This is a genomic window from Rubellimicrobium mesophilum DSM 19309, assembly GCF_000600335.2.
In the GTDB taxonomy this organism is placed as follows: Bacteria; Pseudomonadota; Alphaproteobacteria; order Rhodobacterales; family Rhodobacteraceae; genus Rubellimicrobium; species Rubellimicrobium mesophilum.
In genome coordinates this window covers 73518-93033 of sequence record NZ_KK088553.1, presented here as the reverse complement: position 1 = coordinate 93033, position 19516 = coordinate 73518, and the positions used below count along the sequence as shown (strand labels likewise).

General features: G+C 71.3%; 21 protein-coding genes and 1 pseudogene. 13 read left to right on the top strand and 9 right to left on the bottom strand.

Annotated features, from left to right (window positions below; genetic code table 11):
• Positions 1-9 precede the first annotated feature (9 nt).
• Positions 10-516 carry a c-type cytochrome gene (locus RUMESO_RS03360; RefSeq protein ID WP_051520966.1) on the bottom strand — a complete coding sequence of 169 codons (507 nt, stop codon included), beginning with the start codon at positions 514-516 and terminating at the stop codon, positions 10-12.
• A 518-nt stretch (positions 517-1034) separates the two neighbouring features.
• On the opposite strand from RUMESO_RS03360, the gene RUMESO_RS03355 reads away from it, so the two are divergent.
• Both RUMESO_RS03355 and RUMESO_RS03350 read left to right on the top strand, forming a co-directional pair.
• Positions 1035-1223 (top strand): hypothetical protein, encoded by a 189-nt coding sequence (locus tag RUMESO_RS03355; protein WP_037278076.1) that lies wholly within the window; start codon positions 1035-1037, stop codon positions 1221-1223.
• A 58-nt stretch (positions 1224-1281) separates the two neighbouring features.
• On the top strand, positions 1282-2214 hold the full coding sequence (locus RUMESO_RS03350; protein WP_037278075.1) for a DMT family transporter: 933 nt from the start codon (positions 1282-1284) through the stop codon (positions 2212-2214).
• Between the two features lie 22 nt (positions 2215-2236).
• Here RUMESO_RS03350 and RUMESO_RS03345 read toward each other — a convergent pair whose 3' ends face one another.
• Positions 2237-3106: a branched-chain amino acid aminotransferase gene (locus tag RUMESO_RS03345; protein ID WP_037278074.1), complete on the bottom strand. Its 870-nt coding sequence runs from the start codon at positions 3104-3106 to the stop codon at positions 2237-2239.
• A 142-nt stretch (positions 3107-3248) separates the two neighbouring features.
• Here RUMESO_RS03345 and RUMESO_RS03340 point away from each other — a divergent pair, with 142 nt between their 5' ends.
• Together RUMESO_RS03340 and RUMESO_RS03335 are read left to right on the top strand one after the other, a co-directional pair.
• Complete coding sequence (locus RUMESO_RS03340; RefSeq protein ID WP_037278073.1) at positions 3249-3758, top strand: MarR family winged helix-turn-helix transcriptional regulator; 510 nt, start codon at positions 3249-3251, stop codon at positions 3756-3758.
• Position 3759: 1 nt separating this feature from the next.
• On the top strand, positions 3760-4479 hold the full coding sequence (locus RUMESO_RS03335) for a response regulator (RefSeq protein ID WP_037278072.1): 720 nt from the start codon (positions 3760-3762) through the stop codon (positions 4477-4479).
• Positions 4480-4752: 273 nt separating this feature from the next.
• Here RUMESO_RS03335 and RUMESO_RS03330 read toward each other — a convergent pair whose 3' ends face one another.
• Complete coding sequence (locus RUMESO_RS03330; RefSeq protein WP_051520965.1) at positions 4753-5295, bottom strand: hypothetical protein; 543 nt, start codon at positions 5293-5295, stop codon at positions 4753-4755.
• Positions 5296-5355: 60 nt separating this feature from the next.
• Between RUMESO_RS03330 and RUMESO_RS03325 the strand changes: the two genes are divergently transcribed.
• Genes RUMESO_RS03325 through dxs form a run of 4 tightly spaced genes read left to right on the top strand, consistent with a single transcriptional unit; the run spans position 5356 to position 9366 of the window.
• On the top strand, positions 5356-6276 hold the full coding sequence (locus RUMESO_RS03325) for a histone deacetylase family protein (protein ID WP_037278099.1): 921 nt from the start codon (positions 5356-5358) through the stop codon (positions 6274-6276).
• A complete protein-coding gene (locus tag RUMESO_RS03320) occupies positions 6273-6515 on the top strand; it encodes an exodeoxyribonuclease VII small subunit (RefSeq protein WP_055725552.1) in 243 nt (80 codons plus the stop codon). The genes RUMESO_RS03325 and RUMESO_RS03320 overlap by 4 nt, the downstream gene beginning before the upstream one ends.
• A 6-nt stretch (positions 6516-6521) precedes the next feature.
• Positions 6522-7424 carry a polyprenyl synthetase family protein gene (locus tag RUMESO_RS03315; RefSeq protein WP_245639122.1) on the top strand — a complete coding sequence of 301 codons (903 nt, stop codon included), beginning with the start codon at positions 6522-6524 and terminating at the stop codon, positions 7422-7424.
• Between the two features lie 7 nt (positions 7425-7431).
• Positions 7432-9366 (top strand): 1-deoxy-D-xylulose-5-phosphate synthase, encoded by a 1935-nt coding sequence (gene dxs / locus RUMESO_RS03310; RefSeq protein WP_037278070.1) that lies wholly within the window; start codon positions 7432-7434, stop codon positions 9364-9366.
• A 285-nt stretch (positions 9367-9651) separates the two neighbouring features.
• Here the strand turns inward: dxs and RUMESO_RS03305 are convergent, their stop codons facing one another.
• The 5 genes from RUMESO_RS03305 to RUMESO_RS03285 form a co-directional block, all read right to left on the bottom strand.
• Positions 9652-9945: a hypothetical protein gene (locus RUMESO_RS03305; protein ID WP_037278069.1), complete on the bottom strand. Its 294-nt coding sequence runs from the start codon at positions 9943-9945 to the stop codon at positions 9652-9654.
• 460 nt (positions 9946-10405) lie between these two features.
• Positions 10406-10873 (bottom strand): hypothetical protein, encoded by a 468-nt coding sequence (locus RUMESO_RS03300; protein ID WP_037278068.1) that lies wholly within the window; start codon positions 10871-10873, stop codon positions 10406-10408.
• A gap of 159 nt (positions 10874-11032) precedes the next feature.
• A complete protein-coding gene (locus RUMESO_RS03295; protein WP_037278067.1) occupies positions 11033-12019 on the bottom strand; it encodes a TerC family protein in 987 nt (328 codons plus the stop codon).
• Positions 12020-12215: 196 nt separating this feature from the next.
• Complete coding sequence (locus RUMESO_RS03290; RefSeq protein ID WP_037278097.1) at positions 12216-13067, bottom strand: SDR family oxidoreductase; 852 nt, start codon at positions 13065-13067, stop codon at positions 12216-12218.
• Positions 13068-13175: 108 nt separating this feature from the next.
• Positions 13176-13589, bottom strand: coding sequence for a DUF1810 domain-containing protein (locus RUMESO_RS03285; protein ID WP_037278066.1), 414 nt, complete (start codon positions 13587-13589; stop codon positions 13176-13178).
• Positions 13590-13797: 208 nt separating this feature from the next.
• Here RUMESO_RS03285 and ade point away from each other — a divergent pair, with 208 nt between their 5' ends.
• The 4 genes and pseudogenes from ade to RUMESO_RS03265 all read left to right on the top strand — a co-directional run bounded on the left by ade (position 13798) and on the right by RUMESO_RS03265 (position 17903).
• The gene (gene ade / locus RUMESO_RS03280; RefSeq protein ID WP_037278096.1) at positions 13798-15600 is read left to right on the top strand and encodes an adenine deaminase; all 1803 of its coding nucleotides are present in this window, start codon (positions 13798-13800) and stop codon (positions 15598-15600) included.
• Positions 15601-15648: 48 nt separating this feature from the next.
• Positions 15649-17082, top strand: a pseudogene (locus RUMESO_RS03275) (AMP nucleosidase); the annotation flags it as partial.
• A gap of 108 nt (positions 17083-17190) precedes the next feature.
• Complete coding sequence (locus RUMESO_RS03270) at positions 17191-17478, top strand: HU family DNA-binding protein (RefSeq protein WP_037278065.1); 288 nt, start codon at positions 17191-17193, stop codon at positions 17476-17478.
• Between the two features lie 65 nt (positions 17479-17543).
• On the top strand, positions 17544-17903 hold the full coding sequence (locus RUMESO_RS03265; protein WP_037278064.1) for a PRC-barrel domain-containing protein: 360 nt from the start codon (positions 17544-17546) through the stop codon (positions 17901-17903).
• A gap of 72 nt (positions 17904-17975) precedes the next feature.
• On the opposite strand, the gene RUMESO_RS03260 is transcribed toward RUMESO_RS03265, so the two are convergent.
• A complete protein-coding gene (locus RUMESO_RS03260; protein ID WP_037278063.1) occupies positions 17976-18584 on the bottom strand; it encodes a glutathione S-transferase family protein in 609 nt (202 codons plus the stop codon).
• Between the two features lie 80 nt (positions 18585-18664).
• Here RUMESO_RS03260 and RUMESO_RS03255 point away from each other — a divergent pair, with 80 nt between their 5' ends.
• Positions 18665-19342, top strand: a complete 678-nt coding sequence (locus tag RUMESO_RS03255; RefSeq protein WP_037278062.1) for a helix-turn-helix transcriptional regulator — start codon at positions 18665-18667, stop codon at positions 19340-19342.
• The last annotated feature ends 174 nt before the right edge of the window (positions 19343-19516 follow it).

The window sequence follows — 19516 nt, the reverse complement described above, 5'->3', positions numbered from 1 at the left end:
CCGATCCCGTCACTGGCTCTCGGCCTCGGCCCCTTCCTCCGCGTCGTCCGAATCGGCCTCGCCTTCCTCCCCGCCGGTCGCGCCTTCGGCCGAGAAGGTCGCGAGGAAGGCCCAGAGATCGTGCGCCTCCTGCTCGTCCCGCACCTGGAAGGCCATCTTGCTGCGACCCGAGGTCTCGCCGGTGGCCTCGCGCAGGAAGCCGGTCGGGTCCTGGACGTAGGGCACGAAGTTCTCCTCGGCCCAGACCGCGCCGGTCGCGCCATAGGCCTTCATCAGGTCGCTGTAGGCGAAGTCGTCCCAGCTCCCCGCCTGCCGGCCCGCCACGCCGTAGAGGTTGGGGCCGACATGCCCGCTGCGCCCGGCCAGGACCTCGCCCGCCTCGTTCTGCACCACATGGCAGGCGATGCATTGCCGGTTGAAGTGCTCCTCGCCCGCGGCGGCATCGCCCGCGGCCGCCTGCGCGAAGGCGGCAGCCGGAGCGAGCAGGACCAGGGTGGCCAACAGCGTGGTTCTCATGTCGAAAGTTCCCTCCTGAGGGCCGCCCTCCCGCGGCCCGTTCCCATCCCGGGAAGGTAACTCGTCGGGAGGGCGGGTCCATAGCGCGACCATTGGCGGATTTCCGCGCAACCTAAAGGGGAAAATCGCAACCGTGGTGGAACCCCTCCGGAGGCTCCGGGTTGATGGATCACACCGGCGCTGATTTCCGATGCCTGTCCCAAGCAAGGCGCCGTGTTCCAAACGACCGCGAATTCCCTGTCGTGGTCATCCCCGCCGGAGAGTGCTCCCCTCGCTCTCCGGCGGATGCTTTTCGGGGCAGGGCATCGGCGGGCCTCCGCCGGCCAGGGGTTCCATCGTGGCGGACGATGCTGCCTCCCACGGCGAGGTGCGGCGGCTGTCCGCCGCCGCCGAGGTCGTCGCCGATCCAGGCGTCCAGCCGCGACCGCGAAGGCCGCGTCCCGCCGGGGGCGCGCAGAGAGGGGTGATTTCCGCGGCGCCGCGCCCTATCTTGGGGGCCCAGAGACGGGAGATGTCCCATGACCCGACACATCGCCGACCATCCCTCGCCCGAGAACGCGGGCCTGCGGCTCAAGCACTTCCTCCGCCTCGCCCGCGAGGAAGGGCCGCATCCCGCGATTCGCGCGCTGCACGCCCGCCGGCCGGCCACCTCGGCCGAGTCGCGGCTCAAGCCCCTCCTGAAGATGCTGCGCGAGCGCGATCACTGACCGCTTGCGCCTGACGCCCCGTCGGGCGAGGTAAGGGGCCTCCCGTCCCGGAGCCCCCATGACCTCCACGTCGCGCCATCCCCTCCGGGGGATCGCCCTGAAGCTTGCATCGCTGGTCGTCTTCTCGGCCATGTCCGCGCTCATCAAGGCCGCCTCGGGGCACGTGCCGCCGGGCGAGGCGGTGTTCTTCCGCTCGTTCTTCGCCTGCCCGGTGATCGTGGCCTGGCTCGTCTGGCAGGGGAACCTCGCGCAGGGGCTCCGCACCGGCGACCCCCTGGGCCAGGTCTGGCGCGGGCTCGTCGGCACCATGGGGATGGGCCTGGGCTTCGCCGGCCTGGGCCTCCTGCCCCTGCCCGAGGTCACGGCCCTGGGCTACGCCGCCCCGCTCCTCGTCGTGATCTTCGGCTCCATGTTCCTGGGCGAGACGGTCCGCAAGATCCGCCTCCTCGCGGTCGCCCTCGGCCTCGTGGGGGTGCTCGTGGTCCTCTCGCCGCGCCTCACCGTGAGCGACGAGATCTCGGCGCGCGAGACGCTGGGCGCGGTGGTCACGCTGGGCGGCGCCGTCTTCGCGGCCCTCGCGCAGATCTTCATCCGCCGCCTCACCATGACCGAGGGGACGGCCTCCATCGTCTTCTGGTTCTCGGTGACCGCGACGGTCCTGAGCCTCGTGACCCTCCCCTTCGGCTGGGTCGTCCCGACCCCGGGCGAGGCCGCGCTCCTCGTGTCCGCGGGGCTCCTGGGCGGCGTGGCCCAGATCTTCCTGACCTCGGCCTACCGCCACGCCGAGGCGGGCCTCGTGGCCCCCTTCGACTACGCCTCGATGCTGCTGGCGGTCCTGATCGGCTACGCGGTCTTCTCCGAGGTCCCGACGCGCAGCACCCTGATCGGCGCGGCGATCATCATCTCGGCCGGCATCCTCATCATCTGGCGCGAGCGCCGGCTCGGCCTCGAGCGCGCGCGGGAGCGCGAGGCCGGGCGGGGCGGCGCCTGAGAGCCGCCCTCCGACGAGCCCGTCAGGCCCGCACGAGCTTCTCGTAGGACTGCGCGACGTCGCGGGTCATCTCGCCCACCTCGAAGCTGTAGTCGCCGATCTGCCCCACCGGCGTGACCTCGGCCGCCGTCCCGGTCAGCCAGCACTGCTCGAAGCCCTCGAGCTCCGAGGGCATGATGTGGCGCTGGTGGACCTTGATCTGCTTGTCCTCCAGCATCCCGATCACGGTCTGGCGCGTCAGCCCGTTCAGGAAGCAGTCCGCGAGGGGCGTGTGCACCTCCCCGTCCTTGACGAAGAAGATGTTGGCGCCGGTCGCCTCGGCGACGTAGCCCCGGTAGTCCATCATCATCGCGTCCGAGCAGCCCTTGGCCTCGGCCGCGTGCTTGCTCATCGTGCAGATCATGTAGAGCCCCGCCGCCTTGGCCTCGGACGGGATCGTCTCGGGCGAGGGCCGCTTCCACTTGGAGATGTCGAGCTTGGCGCCCTTCATCTTGGCGTCGCCGTAGTAGGCGCCCCATTCCCATCCCGCGACCGCCAGCCGCACGGGGTTCCGGCGCGCCGACACGCCCATGTCCTCGCCCGAGCCGCGCCAGGCGATCGCGCGGACATAGGCGTCGGTCCAGCCGTTCGCCTTGAGCATCGCATCCTTGGCCGCGTCGATCTCCTCGGCGGAGAAGGGGATCTCCATGTCCAGGAGCTCCGCCGACTTCCGCAGGCGCAGCGAATGCTCGTGCCCCTTGAAGATCCTGCCGTTGTAGCAGCGCTCGCCCTCGAAGACGGCCGAGGCGTAATGGAGCGCGTGGGTCAGGACATGCACGTTCGCGTCGCGCCACGGCACGAGCTTGCCGTCCATCCAGATCCATCCATCGCGGTCATCATAGGCTCCAGCCATGTCAGTCTCCTTGCCATTCCTGTCGCGTTTTGGTCCATAGCGGACACAAAGTTGCGCGTGCCGGCCCCGGGGCTACCAGTGGGGGGTTGGAATGTCAACAAGGCTGACGTATCTTGCCCGCGCGGCATCTCAGGGAGGACCCATGGCCGAGCGACCGGGACCGCAGGGAGGGCAGGGGCTCCTCTTCCTCACGGACGAGCAGCTCCGGAAAGGCATAGAGGCGATGTTCTTCGCCTACCGGGGCTTCACGGCCGATCCCGACCGCATCCTGGCCGAGCAGGACTACGGCCGCGCCCATCACCGCGCGCTCCATTTCATCCAGCGCAGTCCCGGCACCACCGTGGGCAACCTCCTCGACATCCTGGGCGTCACCAAGCAGTCCCTGAACCGCGTCCTCCGCCGCCTCATGGAGGACGGCCTCGTCGAGGCTCGCGTCGGGCGCGAGGACCGGCGCGAGCGGCACCTCCACCTCACCGACAAGGGGCGCGCGCTGGAGAAGGCGCTGTCCGACGCCCAGCGCGACCGGATGCGCGCGGCCTATCGCGCGGCTGGGCCGCAGGCCGTCCAGGGCTTCCGGCAGGTGCTCGAGGCGATGATGGACCCCGAGATGCGCCGCCACTTCGAGGCCTCCGACAAGGCCGGGGGCCGCTGACATGGCCTATGAGACGGACGCCGTCCATCTCCTGATCGTCGACGACGACGAGCGCATCCGGCAGCTTCTCAAGAAGTTCCTGCAGCGGAACGGCTTCCTGGTCACCACCGCCGCCGACGCGGCCCGGGCCCGGCGGCTCCTGGCGGGCCTCGCCTTCGACCTGATCGTCCTCGACGTGATGATGCCGGGCGAGGATGGCATCTCGCTCTGCCGCGAGCTGCGCGCCAAGCTCGGCGCGCCGATCCTGCTCCTCACCGCCCGGGGCGAGACCTCGGACCGCATCCTGGGGCTGGAGGCCGGGGCGGACGACTACCTGTCGAAGCCCTTCGACCCGAAGGAGCTGCTGCTCCGCATCAACGCGATCCTGCGCCGCTCCGCGCCCGAGCCCATGCCCGCCCCGGCGGCCAAGCAGGTCCTCCGCCTCGGCGCCATGAGCTACGACGTGGAGCGGGGGGAGTTGCGCCGCGAGGAGGGCGAGCCCCTGCGCCTCACCGCGACCGAGGCGGGGCTCATGCGCATCCTCGCCGCCGATCCCGGCGCCACGGTGACGCGCACCCGCCTCATCGAGGAGGCCGGCCCCCGCGGCGCCCCCACCCCCGCGCAGGAGAGGGCGGTGGACGTCCAGATCACCCGCCTGCGTCGCAAGATCGAACCCGACCCTCGCCAGCCCCGCTACCTCCAGACGGTGCGCGGCGCGGGGTATCGGCTGGCGCCGGACTGAGGCCGGCGTGACCCCGTAGGGTGGACTTCGGATCGCGCGCCGACCCAGATCGGCAGGCAGGCCCGTCGCGATCCCAGCCGAACGCGCAGCTTCCCCTACCCCGCCGGGCGGCGACCCAGGGACGGGATCACCTTGGCAGGGAGAGGTTAAGAAACCGTCAACAGCCGAGACGGAAATCCGTAGGGTGCGCTTCAGCGCACCATGTCACCGTCCAGAAGTGGTGCGCTGAAGCGCACCCTACAGGGCGCCACCGCGACGTGATCGGAATCGGCCCTACCCGAAGCACTCCGCCGGCAGCACCTCGGTCAGGTCGCTCTCCTGCCAGTCGGACAGGCGCGGCGCCGGGCCGGGAACCGCGATCTCCTGCCTGCCGCCCGGCCCCTCGATCACGCCGCGCCCGCTCAGGAGGTTGAGGTCGCAGGTGCCCCAGCCCATCTCGGGGTCCAGCGTGTCGCGGCGCTCGTAGGTGATCCCCGCGACCTTCAGCGCGCCGTCCCGCTGCGCGATGGTCAGCACCAGCGTCCAGCGGTCCCGCCCCACCGAGTCGTTGCGCGACGCCAGCAGCACCGACCCCGCCGGGCTCAGCGACAGGTCAGGCTCCTGTCCCGCCATCCCGCCCGTCCAGGCGACGCCGGGGAAGGTCGTGGTCCCCGAGGCCGACTCGACCGTGAGGTCCACCGTCCCCGTCCCGTTGTCGAGGAGCGAGTAGGTCTCCGGCGCCCCATCCTTGTCGAGGTCGGCCGTGACGCTCTGGCCTCCCTCCTGCGCGAGGGCGGGGCCGGCAAGGACGGCGAGGGCAAGGAAGAGGGACCGCATGGGCTGGGACTCCGGGACGCTTGTGTCGCCCGCAAAAATCCTTTTCCTGCCCCCATGTCCATGCCGGTTCTCCTGACCCACCCCGACTGCGCCCGCCACCGCCCGCCCAAGGGCCACCCCGAGCGGCCCGAGCGCCTCGCCGCCGCCCTCGCGGGGCTCGACGGCCTCTCCCTTCGACGCGAGGAGCCGCCCGAGGCCACGGACGAGGAGCTGTCCGTCCTCCATCCCCGCGCCTACCTCGCCGCCCTGGCCCTGCGGGAGCAGGAGGCGGAGCAGGTCGCGCTCGACCCCGACACCTGGCTCTCGCCCGGCTCGCTCCGCGCCGCCCGCCTCGCCGCCGGGGGCGCGCTCCGGGCCGTGGACCTCGTGATGGCGGGCGAGGCCTCCAAGGCCTTCGTCGCCGCCCGTCCGCCCGGCCACCATGCCCTCGCCGCGACGCCCATGGGCTTCTGCCTGTTCGGCAACGTGGCCCTCGCCGCCCGCCGCGCCCTCGACCGGCACGGGGCCGAGCGGGTCGCCATCGTCGACTTCGACGTCCATCACGGCAACGGCACGCAGGCCCTGGTCGAGGAGGACCCCCGCATCCTCTTCGTCTCCACCCACCAGTCCCCCTTCTGGCCGGGCACCGGGGACGCAGACGACGCGGGCCCCCACGGGACCGTCATGAACCTGCCGCTCCGCGCGGGCACCGGGGGCGCCGCCTACCGAAAGCTCCTGACGGACGTGATCCTCCCGCGCCTTGAGGAGCACCGCCCCGACCTCCTCCTGATCTCGGCCGGCTTCGACGCCCACGTGGACGACCCTCTGGGCGGCCTCGCGCTGACCGCCGGGGACTTCGGCTGGATCACCGCCCGCCTCTGCGAGGTCGCGGAACGTCACGCGAACGGGCGTGTGGCGTCCGTCCTCGAAGGCGGCTATGACCTCCAGGCCCTGCGCGACAGCGCGGCGGCGCATGTGGCAGCCCTGGGAGGTGCGGCGTGACCGGGAAAGAAGTCGATCAGATGACCTTCGAGGAGGCGCTGGCCGAGCTCGAGGGCGTGGTCACGCGCCTCGAACGCGGCGACGTCGCGCTGGACGAATCCATCTCGCTCTACGAGCGGGGCGCCAAGCTCCGCGCCCGCTGCCAGCAGAAGCTTGCCGAGGCCGAGGAGAAGGTTTCGCGCATCACCCTTGGCGACGGCGGCCAGCCCACGGGGCTCCAGCCCTTCGACGCGGGCTGACATCCCATGGAGGCCGGCGCCCTCCAGCCCGCCGCCGTGGGCACCATGTCCTTTGAGGCCGCCCTGTCCCGCGCGCGGGACGTGGTCGAGGCCGAGCTTCGCCGCGCCCTCGCCGGCGAGGACGGCCCCGTCGCCCGGGCGATGCTCTACGCCTGCGAGGGCGGCAAGGGCCTGCGCGGCTTCCTCGTGCTGGAGGGCGCCCGCCTCCACGGGCTTTCCGAATCCCGGGCCGCGCCTGTCGCCGCCGCCATCGAGGCGCTCCACGCCTATTCGCTGATCCACGACGACCTCCCCTGCATGGACGACGACGACCTCCGCCGGGGCCGTCCCACCGTCCACCGCCAGTGGGACGAGGCCACCGCCGTCCTCGCCGGCGACGCGCTGCAAAGCCTCGCCTTCGAGCTGGTGGCCCGGGCCCCCCTCCCGCCCGAGGCGCGCGCGACCCTGGTCCTGACCCTCGCCCAGGCGGCCGGGGTGCGCGGCATGGTCGGCGGTCAGGCACTCGACATCGCCGCCGAGACCGCGCCCGCGCCGCTGACGCTGGACCAGATCACCGCGTTGCAGGCCCGGAAGACCGGCGCCCTCATCACCTGGTCCGCCGCCGCCGGGGCGCGGATGGCCGGGGCCGACACAGCGCCGCTCCTCGCCTATGGCGACGCGCTCGGCCTCGCCTTCCAGATCGCCGACGACCTCCTCGACATGGAGGGCGACGCGGCCACGGTCGGCAAGGCGACCCACAAGGATGCCGCCGCCGGCAAGGCCACCTTCGTCTCGCTCCTCGGCCTCGACGCCGCCCGTTCGCGCGCCAACTCCCTCGTCCAGCAGGCCTGCGACGCCCTCGCCCTCTATGGCGCCGAGGCCGACACCCTTCGCGAGGCCGCCCGCTTCGTCACCTCCCGCCGGAAGTGAGTCCCCCATGACCGACCGCCCCCGCACCCCGCTCCTCGACCGCGTCCGCGACCCCCGCGACCTCAAGCGCCTCACCGACGCGCAGCTTCGCCAGGTCGCCGACGAGCTTCGGGCCGAGACGATCTCGGCGGTCTCCGTCACCGGCGGGCATCTCGGCGCGGGCTTGGGCGTGGTGGAGCTGACCGTCGCGCTCCACGCCGTCTTCGACACGCCGCGCGACCGCCTGATCTGGGACGTGGGCCACCAGGCCTATCCCCACAAGATCCTGACGGGCCGCCGCGACCGCATCCGCACGCTCCGCCAGAAGGACGGCCTCTCCGGCTTCACCAAGCGCAGCGAGTCCCCCTACGACCCCTTCGGCGCCGCGCATTCCTCGACCTCGATTTCCGCCGCCCTCGGCCTCGCCGTCGCCCGCGACCTCGGTGGGGAGCCCCCGGACGGCCAGGGCATCGGCGACTGCATCGCGGTGATCGGCGACGGCTCGATCAGCGCCGGCATGGCCTACGAGGCGCTGAACAACGCGGGCCACCTCGGCACGCGGATGTTCGTCATCCTCAACGACAACGAGATGTCCATCGCGCCCCCCGTGGGCGCCATGTCCGCCTACCTCTCGCGCCTCTACGCCGGGGAGCCTTTCCAGGACCTCCGCGCCGCCGCCAAGGCCGCCGCGCATCTCCTCCCCCCGCCGCTGCGCGAGGGGGCCAAGCGCGCCAAGGATGCGTTGAAGCACCTCGCCGTGGGCCACGGCACGCTCTTCGACGAACTGGGCTTCTCCTACGTGGGCCCCATCGACGGGCATGACATGGACCAGCTCCTCGCCGTCCTCCGCACCGCGCAGGCCCGCGCCGACGGGCCGGTGCTGATCCATGTGCTGACGAAGAAGGGCAAGGGCTACGCCCCCGCTGAATCCGCCCGCGACAAGGGCCACGCCACCAACAAGTTCGACGTGGTCACCGGCGCGCAGGCCAAGACCCCCTCGAACGCGCCGTCCTACACCGCCGTCTTCGCCGACGCCCTGATCCGGCAGGCCGAGCGGGACCGCAGCATCGTCGCCGTCACCGCCGCCATGCCGGACGGCACCGGCCTCTCCAAGTTCGCCGACCGCTTCGCCGACCGCTGCTTCGACGTCGGCATCGCCGAGCAGCACGCCGTCACCTTCTCTGCCGGCATGGCCGCCGGGGGCCTGAGGCCCTTCTGCGCGATCTACTCGACCTTCCTGCAGCGCGGCTATGACCAGGTGGTGCACGACGTGGCGATCCAGCGCCTCCCCGTGCGCTTCGCCATCGACCGCGCGGGCCTCGTGGGCGCCGACGGCGCGACCCACGCGGGCAGCTTCGACGTGGCCTTCCTGGCGAACCTCCCCGGCTTCGTCGTCATGGCGGCGGCCGACGAATCCGATCTCGCCCGCATGGTCGTCACCGCCGCGGCCCATGACGAGGGTCCCATCGCCTTCCGCTTCCCGCGCGGCGAGGGGGTCGGCGTGGAGATCGACTGGGATGCCCCGCCGCTCGAGATCGGCAAGGGCCGCGTGGTCCGCGAAGGCTCCGGCGTCGCGCTCCTCTCCCTCGGCACCCGCCTGCAGGAGGCGCTCCAGGCCGCCGAGGCCCTGGAGGCGCGCGGCATCCGTGCCACCGTCGCCGACGCCCGCTTCGCCAAGCCGCTCGACCGCGACCTGATCCTGCGTCTCGCCCGCGACCACGAGCTCCTCCTCACGATCGAGGAGGGCGCCGTCGGCGGCTTCGGCAGCCACGTGGCCCAGCTCCTCGCCGAGGAGGGCGCCTTCGACCGGGGCCTCAAGTTCCGCAGCCTGACCCTCCCCGACACCTTCATCGACCAGGCCTCCCCGCGCGACATGTACGCCACGGCGGGCCTCAATGCCGAGCACATCGAGCGGAAGGTGCTGGAGGTGCTGGGGGCGAAGGTGATGGGGAAGAGGGCCTAGGCCGGGAGCCCGCGTCGCCGCGGTCGTCCCATGCCGGATCGGGCTCGGCAGGGAGGCGCATCATGTCGCTCCGGGCCTGCACTCCAGACCGGACCCGCGCCATCCGTGGGCCGCGCCCGCCGGACGACTCGCGCCAGAGCGCGACGCGGCCGGTGGCGCAGCCGGTCCAGCGCGCGACCTGCCTGCGGGACCTCGCCACCGCGTTCCACGCCGGCCATGGCCTTCGTGGCGCGTGTCCGCGCATGGGGCCGCCGCGCGGCTCGGGACCGGAGCCCCGCCGGGGCCCTAGTTCGGGCGCTGGCCCCGCCAGGGGGTCAGGTTCCGCAGGTCGTCCCCTGCCAGGTGGCCCCACGAGTCGCTCGACACCACCTCCACCCCGGCCGGCATGCCATCCAGGGTGAAGTAGAAGATGACGTCGGATTGGCGGGACTCCTGTCTCACGATGTTCGTGCAGCGGAGGTCGAATCCCTTGACCACCTCCGAGTCGACGCCGCCCTGCTCCCGCTCTCTCAGCCAGGCCATGCCGTCGTAGGACCAGTCGAACTGCTTCATGAGAGTCCCGGCGAAGGAGCTGGGCATGACGAGGGTCCTTTCCTGTTGGCACTCGTTGCGGCCTGCGGTCGCTGGACCGGGTGGGGACGCTGACAGGACGATCACTGGTACATGGCCCATGGCCGTGCTTTGGCGGCGCGAGAATACCACCGACGGACCTTGGCTCAAAGCGAGCAGTTCCGTGCCGAGGGTCCCGACGGGACGCCTGGCGAGCCCAAGGGGCCCATGCTCCCGGCACGAGCCTCGGCGGCCCCGCGATCCACCGGCTTGCGGGCCTGCGGGGTACGGGAACCCGCCAACGGCGCCTTCGTCACCAACCCCGACGTCAATGGCGTCGGCCGGTCCTGACGGGCGTCATCCGGCGGCACGCTGGCCCACTGACGAGCGGGATGCCGCCCGCCGGATCACCCGCGACGGCACCGGAATACGTGCCGGCCTCGCCTTCGTGGCGATCGGCCTTTGCGAGGATCGCGTCCCGGTGCCCGACTCAGTTGTTCTTCGCCTGCGGGGCCTGCGCGCTGACCTCGACCTGCACCATGTTCCCCTCGGCCTCCTCGACCGTGTAGGAGACCGACGTGAGGTTCGGCTCGACCATCGTCTCGGCCAGGCCCTTCTCCGCCAGCGCGGCCTCGAAGCCCGCCGCGTCCTGCGTCTTCATCCCGGCCAGCGCGTCGCTCCAGTCGAGCTGCGCCGTCAGCGTGGCCGAGCAGCGGACGCCGCCCTCGGTCTCGGCGTCCTGCTTGATGTCGCTCAGCACGAAGGTGGAGCGGTCGGCGCTGAAGGCCTCGGCGCTCGCCGCGTCGTTGCGGATGTTGTCCTGCCCGATCTGCTGGACCAACTGCCGGGCGGTGTCCGAGTCGCAGGCCACCTCGTTGCCGGTGAAGGCCGAGACGACCTTGAGGCCCCCCGCGACCGCGACGACGATGCCCGAGATGATGGACCAGACCTTCTTCACGTTCCTGACTCGCTCTTCCTGACGTGGAACGGCCCGGCCAACAGGGCCGGGCCCCGGCATCCTCCGATGCCGTGCCTCAGGTGTCGGAGCGGAATGCGCCGGAACTTGGGCCTGGACGCGGCACCGGCGGGCCATCCGCCGCCAATGCCGCCCGATCCGTCACTCCACGGTCGCGTTCGGCCGCTCGTCCCCGCGCGTCTTCCACAGCGACACCGCCAGCCCCGCGCCCAGGATCGCGAAGGTGACCCCCAGCGACCAGGCGGCGGGGAACTTCTCCCAGCCCATCAGGTCGGCCACGAAGATCTTGGAGCCGATGAACACCAGCAGCACCGCCAGCGCATACTTCAGGTAGTGGAAGCGGTGGATGATCGCGGCGAGGGCGAAGTAGAGCGCCCTGAGGCCCAGGATCGCGAAGATGTTCGACGTGTAGACGATGAACGGGTCCGAGGTGATGGCGAACACGGCGGGCACCGAGTCGACCGCGAAGATCACGTCCGCGATCTCGATCAGGACGAGCGCCAGGAACAGCGGCGTGGCGTAGCGCACCACCTTGCCGGCCGCGTCGGGCTTCCTCACGAAGAAGTCCGACCCGTGCAGCTCGTCCGTGACGTTCATGCGCTTCTTCAGGAACCGCAGCACCGGGTTCGAGGCGATGTCCATCTCGTGGTCGCCCGCGAACAGCATCTTCACGCCGGTGAAGATCAGGAACACCGCGAAGATGTAGAGCACCCAGTGATACTGCGCGACCAGCGTCGCGCCGAGCCCGATCATGATGCCCCGAAGGACGATCACCCCCAGGATGCCCCAGAACAGCACGCGGTGCTGGTAGGCCCGGGGGATCGCGAAGAACGAGAAGATCATCGCGATGATGAAGACGTTGTCCATCGCCAGCGTCTTCTCGACCACGAAGGCGGTCAGGTACTGGCCCGCCGGCTCGGCGCCGAGCTGCCAGGCCACGAAGGCGGCGAAGCCCAGCCCCATCGCGATGTAGAGGCCCGAGAGCTTCAGGCTCTCGGCCACGCCGATCTCGTGGTCGTCCTTGTGCAGGACGCCCAGGTCGAAGACCAGCAGGGCCGCCACGAGCCCCACGAAGAGGAGCCACATCCAGAGCGGCGTCCCCAGCCAGAGAAGAGTCAGGAATTCCATTGTCGCGACCTCACGCATTGCATCTGCCGCGCTGGAGGTCAGGCGAAGGGGGCCACGACATCGAGCGCGCTCGATGCGGTCCGACATCACGACGCGAGGTCGTCAGAGGGGCCCGGTCCGCAAAGGCCGATATGGCCAGCCCCGCCTTCGGTTCAACCCCGCAGCCGCGAAAAAGATCACGACGTGCCGAACGCCCTCACTCGCCCGCGTCGAGCAGCGCCCGCAGGCCCGTCCGGTAGTCCGGGTAGAGGAGCCGCACGCCCAGCTCCTCCTTGATGCGGTCGTTCCGCACGCGCTTGCTCTCGGCGTAGAAGCTCCGCGCCATGGGGGTCATCTCGGCGCTCGCGAAATCCTCCGCGGGCGGCACGGGCAGGCCCAGAAGCTCCGCCGCAAGGCCGATCACGTCCTCGGGCGGGGCGGGATCGTCGTCGCAGACGTTGTAGATCGCGCCCGGGTTCGGCCTCTCGATGGAGGCGAGCAGCACCCGCGCGACGTCCTCGACGTGGATGCGCGAGAACATCTGCCCCGGCTTCACGATCCGCCGCGCCGTCCCCTGCCGCACCTTCTCGAAGGGCCCGCGCCCCGGCCCGTAGATGCCTGCGAGCCGGAAGACATGCAGCGGCAGCCCCGGGATCGCCCGCCACGCCGCCTCCGCCTCCACTCGCAGCCGCCCGCGCTTGGTGGCGGGAGTCAGTGCGCTTCCCTCGTCCACCCAGTCGCCCTGCCGGTCGCCATAGACGCCCGTGGTGGAGAGATATCCCACCCACTCGAACCGCCCGGCCCGCACCGCGATCTCCGGCCCCAGCGCCCGCAGCACCGGGTCGCCTGCGTCGTCCGGCGCGACCGAGGTCAGCAGGTGCGTCGCCTCGTCGAGCAGCGGCACGAGGTCCGCCCCCGGCCAGATCACGCCTTCGACGCCCTCGGCCGCGATCTCGCGCAGGCGATCCTCGCTGCGGACGGTCCCGATCACCCGCCAGCCGCGCGGGACGAGCAGGCGGCTGAGCGCGCGGGCGGAGTAGCCATGGCCGAAGGAGAGGAGAGTGGGCATGGCACGCAGGATGGTTTGGGCGAACGACAGCCGCAACCCCGTAGGGCGGGCTTCAGCCCGCCATGCCCCGGTTGGAACAGGCAGCGACGTGGCGGGGTGAACCCCGCCCTACGACAACTCCGCCTCCGTCAGCGGGTCCGCCTCGCCCCCATAGAACGTCTCCAGCACCTCGCGGAACACGGCATCCGCCCCCGGCACCGCCGCGAACAGCGTCGCGCTGCTCCGCAGCTTCAGGGCGTCGATCCCGCCCAGGACCGCTATGGGCGACTGCCCCCGGTGCATCAGCATCGCCCGCGCCGCCTCCACGAGTCGCGGCCCCAGCACCGGATGCGCCAGATACGCCTCCGCCTCGGCAAGGTCCGCGATCCCGTAGGCCTTGGCCGTCCCCGACCGCCCCAGCGAGGCCAGTTGCGGAAAGATCCACCACATCCAGTGGCTCTCCTTCCGTCCGCGCCCGAGCTCCTCCAGCGCGGTCGCATAGCTCCCCTCCTGCGCGGCGACGAACCTCTCCAGATCGGCCATGCCCAACCCTCCATCCTACGCCCGGAGCTAGGGGCGTTGCGTCGCCCCTCCACCCACCGTTCGTTGGTCACACAAATCGTTAACCTCTCTCTGGCACTCTGATTCGCAGGAACACCATTCAGGGGACAGGCACATGGACAGGACAGGACGCAGCGACGGCAGGGCCACCGGCCCTTGCGCCTCCGCGCGCGCCGGGGCCAAATGGGCCATGCAGACCCCCATCCTGACATCCTGGGCCGACTGCGCCCCCCGCCTCGTCGCCGTGGCCGCGGGCCGCGCCCCCGCCGACCTCGTCATCCGGGGTGGCACCCTCGTCAACGTCCAGAGCCGCGAGGTTCTCCCCGGCTGGCAGGTCGCCATCGCCGACGGCCGCTTCGCCTACGTGGGCCCCGACGCGAGCCACTGCATCGGCGAGGGCACCGAGGTCGTGGACGCCAAGGGCCGCTACCTGATCCCCGGCCTCTGCGACGGCCACATGCACATCGAATCCGGGATGCTCACGCCCGCCGAGTTCGCCGCCGCCGTGATCCCCCACGGCACGACGACGATGTTCACCGACCCGCACGAGATCGCCAACGTCCTCGGGCTCAAGGGCGTCCGCATGATGCACGACGAGGCCCTCATGCAGCCCGTCAACATCCTCACCCAGATGCCCTCCTGCGCGCCCTCCGCCCCGGGCCTGGAGACGACGGGCTTCGAGATCACCGCCGAGGACGTGACCGAGGCCATGTCCTGGCCCGGCATCATCGGCTTGGGCGAGATGATGAACTACCCCGGCGTCATCGCCGGCGACCCGCAGATGCTGGCCGAGATGGCCGCCACCATGCGCGCGGGCAAGACGGTCGGCGGCCACTACGCCTCGCCGGATCGCGGCATCCCCTTCCACGCCTACGCCGCCGGGGGCGCCGCCGACGACCACGAGGGGACGCAGGAATCCGACGCCATCGCCCGCGCCCGCCAGGGGATGCGCTCCATGCTCCGCCTCGGCAGCGCGTGGTATGACGTGGAGAGCCAGATCACCGCGATCACCGAGAAGGGCCTCGACCCGCGCAACTTCATCCTCTGCACCGACGACTGCCATTCGGGGACGCTGGTCAACGACGGCCACATGGACCGCGTCGTCCGCCACGCCATCGCCTGCGGCTGCGATCCCCTCGTCGCGCTCCAGATGGCCACGATCAACACCGCCACCCACTTCGGCCTCGAACGCGAGCTGGGCAGCATCGCCCCCGGCCGCCGCGCCGACCTGATCCTGACCTCCAGCCTGACCGAGCTCCCCATCGAGAAGGTCTTCGCGCGGGGCCAACTCGTCGCGGAGAACGGCCAGCTTCTCGTCGAGTGCCCCCATTACGACTGGCCCGCCGAGGCCCGCCAGACCGTCCACCTCGGCAAGCGCCTCGCCGCCGCCGACTTCGCCGTCCCCGCTCCCGACGCCCGCGACCGCATCCGCGTCAAGGTCATCGGCGTCGTGGAGAACCAGGCCCCCACCAAGGCCCTCTCCGCCGACCTCCCCATCCGCGACGGGCTGGTGGAGCCCGAGGGCGAGGTCGCCCACATCGCCCTCGTGGAGCGGCACCGCGCCACGGGCGGCGTCACCAACGCCTTCGTCTCGGGCTTCGGCTACGGCCCCGGCATGGCGCTGGCCTCCACCGTCGCCCACGACTCCCATCACATGATCGTCGTCGGCACCGACCGCGCGATGATGGCCGCCGCCGCCAACCGCCTCGCCGAGGTCGGGGGCGGCGCAACCATCTGGAAGGACGGGAAGGAGCTGGCCCTCGTCCCCCTCCCCATCGCCGGCCTCATGTCCGACGCCCCGGCGCGGGAAGTGGCGCAAAAGGCACAGGCCCTCGTCGAGGCCATGGCCGCCTGCGGCTGCCGCCTCAACAACGCCTACATGCAACATTCGCTCCTCGCGCTGGTTGTGATCCCCGAGCTCCGCCTCTCCGACAAGGGCCTCGTGGACGTCCGCCGCTTCGAGGTCGTCAGCCTCTTCGAGGGGAGCCAATGAACGCCCCCAGCTCGACACCGCCGCCTTCGACACCCCCAGCTCCCCGCGCCCGAGGCCTTCGACGACGCGGTGGCCGCCGTGGAGCGGCTCACCGCCATCCACGACGCCTCCACGGCCTTCCTCTGCGACCGCTTCGCCGCCGCGCTGCGCCACGGCCGCCCCCAGCGCCCCGTCCGCGCCGTCTATCCGGAGATCCGCCTCTCCACGACGAGCTTCGCCCTCGCGGACTCGCGGCTCTCCTTCGGCCACGTCCCCGGCCCGGGCACCTACTCCACGACCGTGACGCGCCCACGCCTGTTCCGGAACTACCTGGAGCAGCAGATCGGCCTCCTGATCCGCAACCACGGGGTCCGGGTCGTGGTGGGGCCGTCGCGCACGCCCATCCCGGTCCACTTCGCCGTGGCGAACGACGCCCGCCTCGCCGTCCCGCAGGAGGGGGCTCTCGACTTCCCGCTCCGCGACGTCTTCGACGTGCCCGACCTCGCCACGATGCACGACGACATCGTCAACGGCGACGGCTTCCACTACCCGGATGGCTCGATCCCGCTCGCGCCCTTCACGGCGCAGCGCGTGGACTACTCGCTCGCCCGCCTCGCCCACTACACGGCGACCGACCCCGAGCACTTCCAGAACCATGTGCTCTTCACGAACTACCAGTTCTACGTCGAGGAGTTCGAGGCCTACGCCCGCAGCCAGCTCGCCCGGCCCGAGAGCGGCTACACCGCCTTCGTGGGCCCCGGGAACGCCGAGATCACGCAGGCCGAGGCGCCGCTGCCCGCGCAGCCCAAGCTCCCGCAGATGCCGACCTACCACCTCAAGCGCGCGGACGGGCAGGGGATCACGCTGGTCAACATCGGCGTCGGCCCCTCCAACGCCAAGACGGCGACCGACCACATCGCGGTCCTGCGCCCGCACGCCTGGCTCATGGTCGGCCACTGCGCGGGGCTGCGGAACTCCCAGCGGCTCGGCGACTTCGTCCTCGCCCACGCCTACCTGCGCGAGGATCACGTCCTCGACGACGACCTCCCCATCTGGGTGCCGATCCCCGCGCTGGCCGAGATCCAGATCGCCCTCGAGGACGCGGTGGAGGAGGTGACGGGCCTCGACGGCTACGAGCTCAAGCGCATCATGCGGACGGGCACCGTCGCCACCATCGACAACCGCAACTGGGAGCTCCGCGACCAGTCCGGCCCCGTGGCCCGCCTGAGCCAGTCCCGCGCCATCGCGCTCGACATGGAATCGGCCACCATCGCGGCCAACGGCTTCCGCTTCCGCGTGCCCTACGGGACGCTCCTCTGCGTCTCCGACAAGCCCCTCCACGGGGAGCTGAAGCTGCCCGGCATGGCCTCGGATTTCTACCGCACGCAGGTCGCGCGGCACCTGATGATCGGGGTCCGCGCCATGGAGCGGCTGCGCGAGGAGCCCCTCGAACGCATCCACAGCCGCAAATTGCGTAGCTTCATGGAGACGGCCTTCCTGTGAATCGGCGGATTTCCTCAGGAAACCCCTGTTTCTTCTGGACAAGCGAGCCAAATCCCTGTGCAGCATGAAACCGGACGGCCACCCGGCCGCACAACAGGAGAGTTCACGATGGCCAACCAGATGACCAAGGCGCAGCTCGTCGCCGCCCTCGCCGAGCGCACGGGGGGCGACAAGAAGGCCGCGAGCGGGATGCTCGACGCCCTCACCGGCATCATCACCGAGACGGTGTCGCAGGGCGGCGCGGTCACCCTGCCCGGCGTCGGCAAGATCTACTGCCGCGAGCGGCCCGAGCGCATGGTCCGCAACCCCTCGACCGGCGACCAGATCAAGAAGGACGCCGACAAGGTGGTGAAGATCACCGTCGCCAAGGCGCTCAAGGACAGCATCAACGCCTGAGCCTTCGGGAACGCCCCTCCGTCCCGCACGTTTCCCCTGCGGAAGAACGGCGACGGAGGGGTCCCATGCCCGGCCACGACAGCTCCCCCAGCCCCGTCATCTCCTCCGACCGCGTCAAGGGCACGGCGGTGTTCGGCGCCGAGGGGCGGCAGGTCGGCACCATCGACCATCTCGTCATCGAGAAGGCCTCGGGCCGCATCGTCTATGCGGTGATGTCCTTCGGCGGCCCGCTGGGCCTGGGTCGGGACAGCTATCCGATTCCCTGGGCCGCCCTGGCCTACGACACGACGGTCGGCGGCTACGTCACCTCCATCACCGAGGAGCAGCTCCGCGCCGCCCCCGCCCATCCCGAGGACTGGGCGCAGGACCGGGAGTGGGAGGAGGCGACCCACACCCATTACGGCCTGCCCTACTACTGGGTCTGACCGCCGGGCTCCCCCACCGTGAGGCGGGGGATGTAGTCTGGCAGGCGACAGGGCCGCGCGCGGCGTCCCGCGTCAGGCCGCCAGCGCCCGTTCGTCCCTCTCCAGCGCCGCCGCCCGCGCCGGATGCGCCGCGCAACGCGCCACCCAGTCGCGGATGCGCTCGCAGCCGGGGTCCAGGTCCCGGAACCACAGGTAAGGCGAGGAGCAGAGCAGGTCCGCTGCCGTGTAGCGGTCCCCGACGAGCCAGGGACCTTCGGCCAGAGCCGTGGAGAGCCGGTCGCGCATCTCCGCCATGCCCCGGAAGGTGGCCGAGAGGAAGGGATGGGCGAGCCCCGCCGCGTCGTGGATCATCACCGGCTCCATGACCCCGGCATACCAGGCGAGCCAGGACAAGTAGCGGCCCCGCAGCCGGTCGCCCGCCGGCACGCCCAGGCCGGACTCGGGGAAGAGGTCGGTGAGGTAGAGCAGGATCGCCGCCCTCTCCCAGATGGCGACCCCGTCGTGGACGAGGAGGGGGACCTTCCCCTCCGGGTGCGGGTTCCGCGGATCGGGCGCGCCCTGCCCGTCGAAGCGGGTGATCGAGACCTCGCGCACCTCCACCCGGTCGAGGGCGTCCATGGCCGCGAGGAGCGTCAGGATGGCGGTCGAGCGGCTGCGGGGCGAGTGATACAGGGTGAGCATGGGGTCGTCTCCTTGGGGTTGCGGGTTCGGTCGCTGCCGTTATCGTCCTGACCTGCTGACAGCCTGCGTCAGGAGGAGCCATGCCCCGCAGCGACCGCCTGTTCCGCCTGCTCCATGCGCTCCGCAGCCTTCCGGCCCCGGTGACGGCGGCGCGGCTCGCGGAGGCGACCGAGGTCTCGGTGCGCTCCATCTACCGCGACATCGCGGCGCTGCGGGCCGCCGGCGCCCGGATCGACGGCGAGGCGGGCTATGGCTACGCCTTGGAGGAGGACCCGGCGCTGCCGCCCCAGAGCTTCACCCGCATGGAGATCGAGGCCCTTCTCCTGGGACTGGGGGAGGTGCGCCAGTCCGGCGACGCCGAGCTCGCGCAGGCCGCCGAATCGGTGGCCGCCAAGGTCATCGCCCGCCTCCCCGAACGGCAGGCGCGCGAGGCCGCCCATGCCGTCCTGCGCGTCTACCGCCACAGCCCGCGCGCGGTGCCGCAGGCCGCGCTCTCGCTCTTGCGCGAATCGGCGTGGGAGGAGCGCGCCGTGGACCTCGCCTATCGTGACGAGGCTGGGCAGGTGACGCGCCGCCGCGTCTGGCCGCTGGCCGTGGCCTACCTCGACGAGGTGCTGCTGATGGTCGCCTGGTGCTGCCTGCGGCAGGGCTTCCGGCGCTTCCGGCTCGACCGGATCGAGTCGGCCGAGCCCACGGAGGAGAGCTTCCGTCCGCGCCGCGTGAGCCTCCTGCGCGACTACGTGGTCTCGCTGCGGTAGGGGAGGCTCGTAGGGTGCGCTTCAGCGCACCGGAACGCCGCCAGATTTGTGCGATGCGGTGCGCTGAAGCGCACCCTACGGCCTATGCTTCCTGCCGCGACCGCTGCGATTTCTCGCGGCCACTAACAGTTCCTCAACCTTTCCCTGCCAAGGTGATCCCGTCCCCGGGTCGCC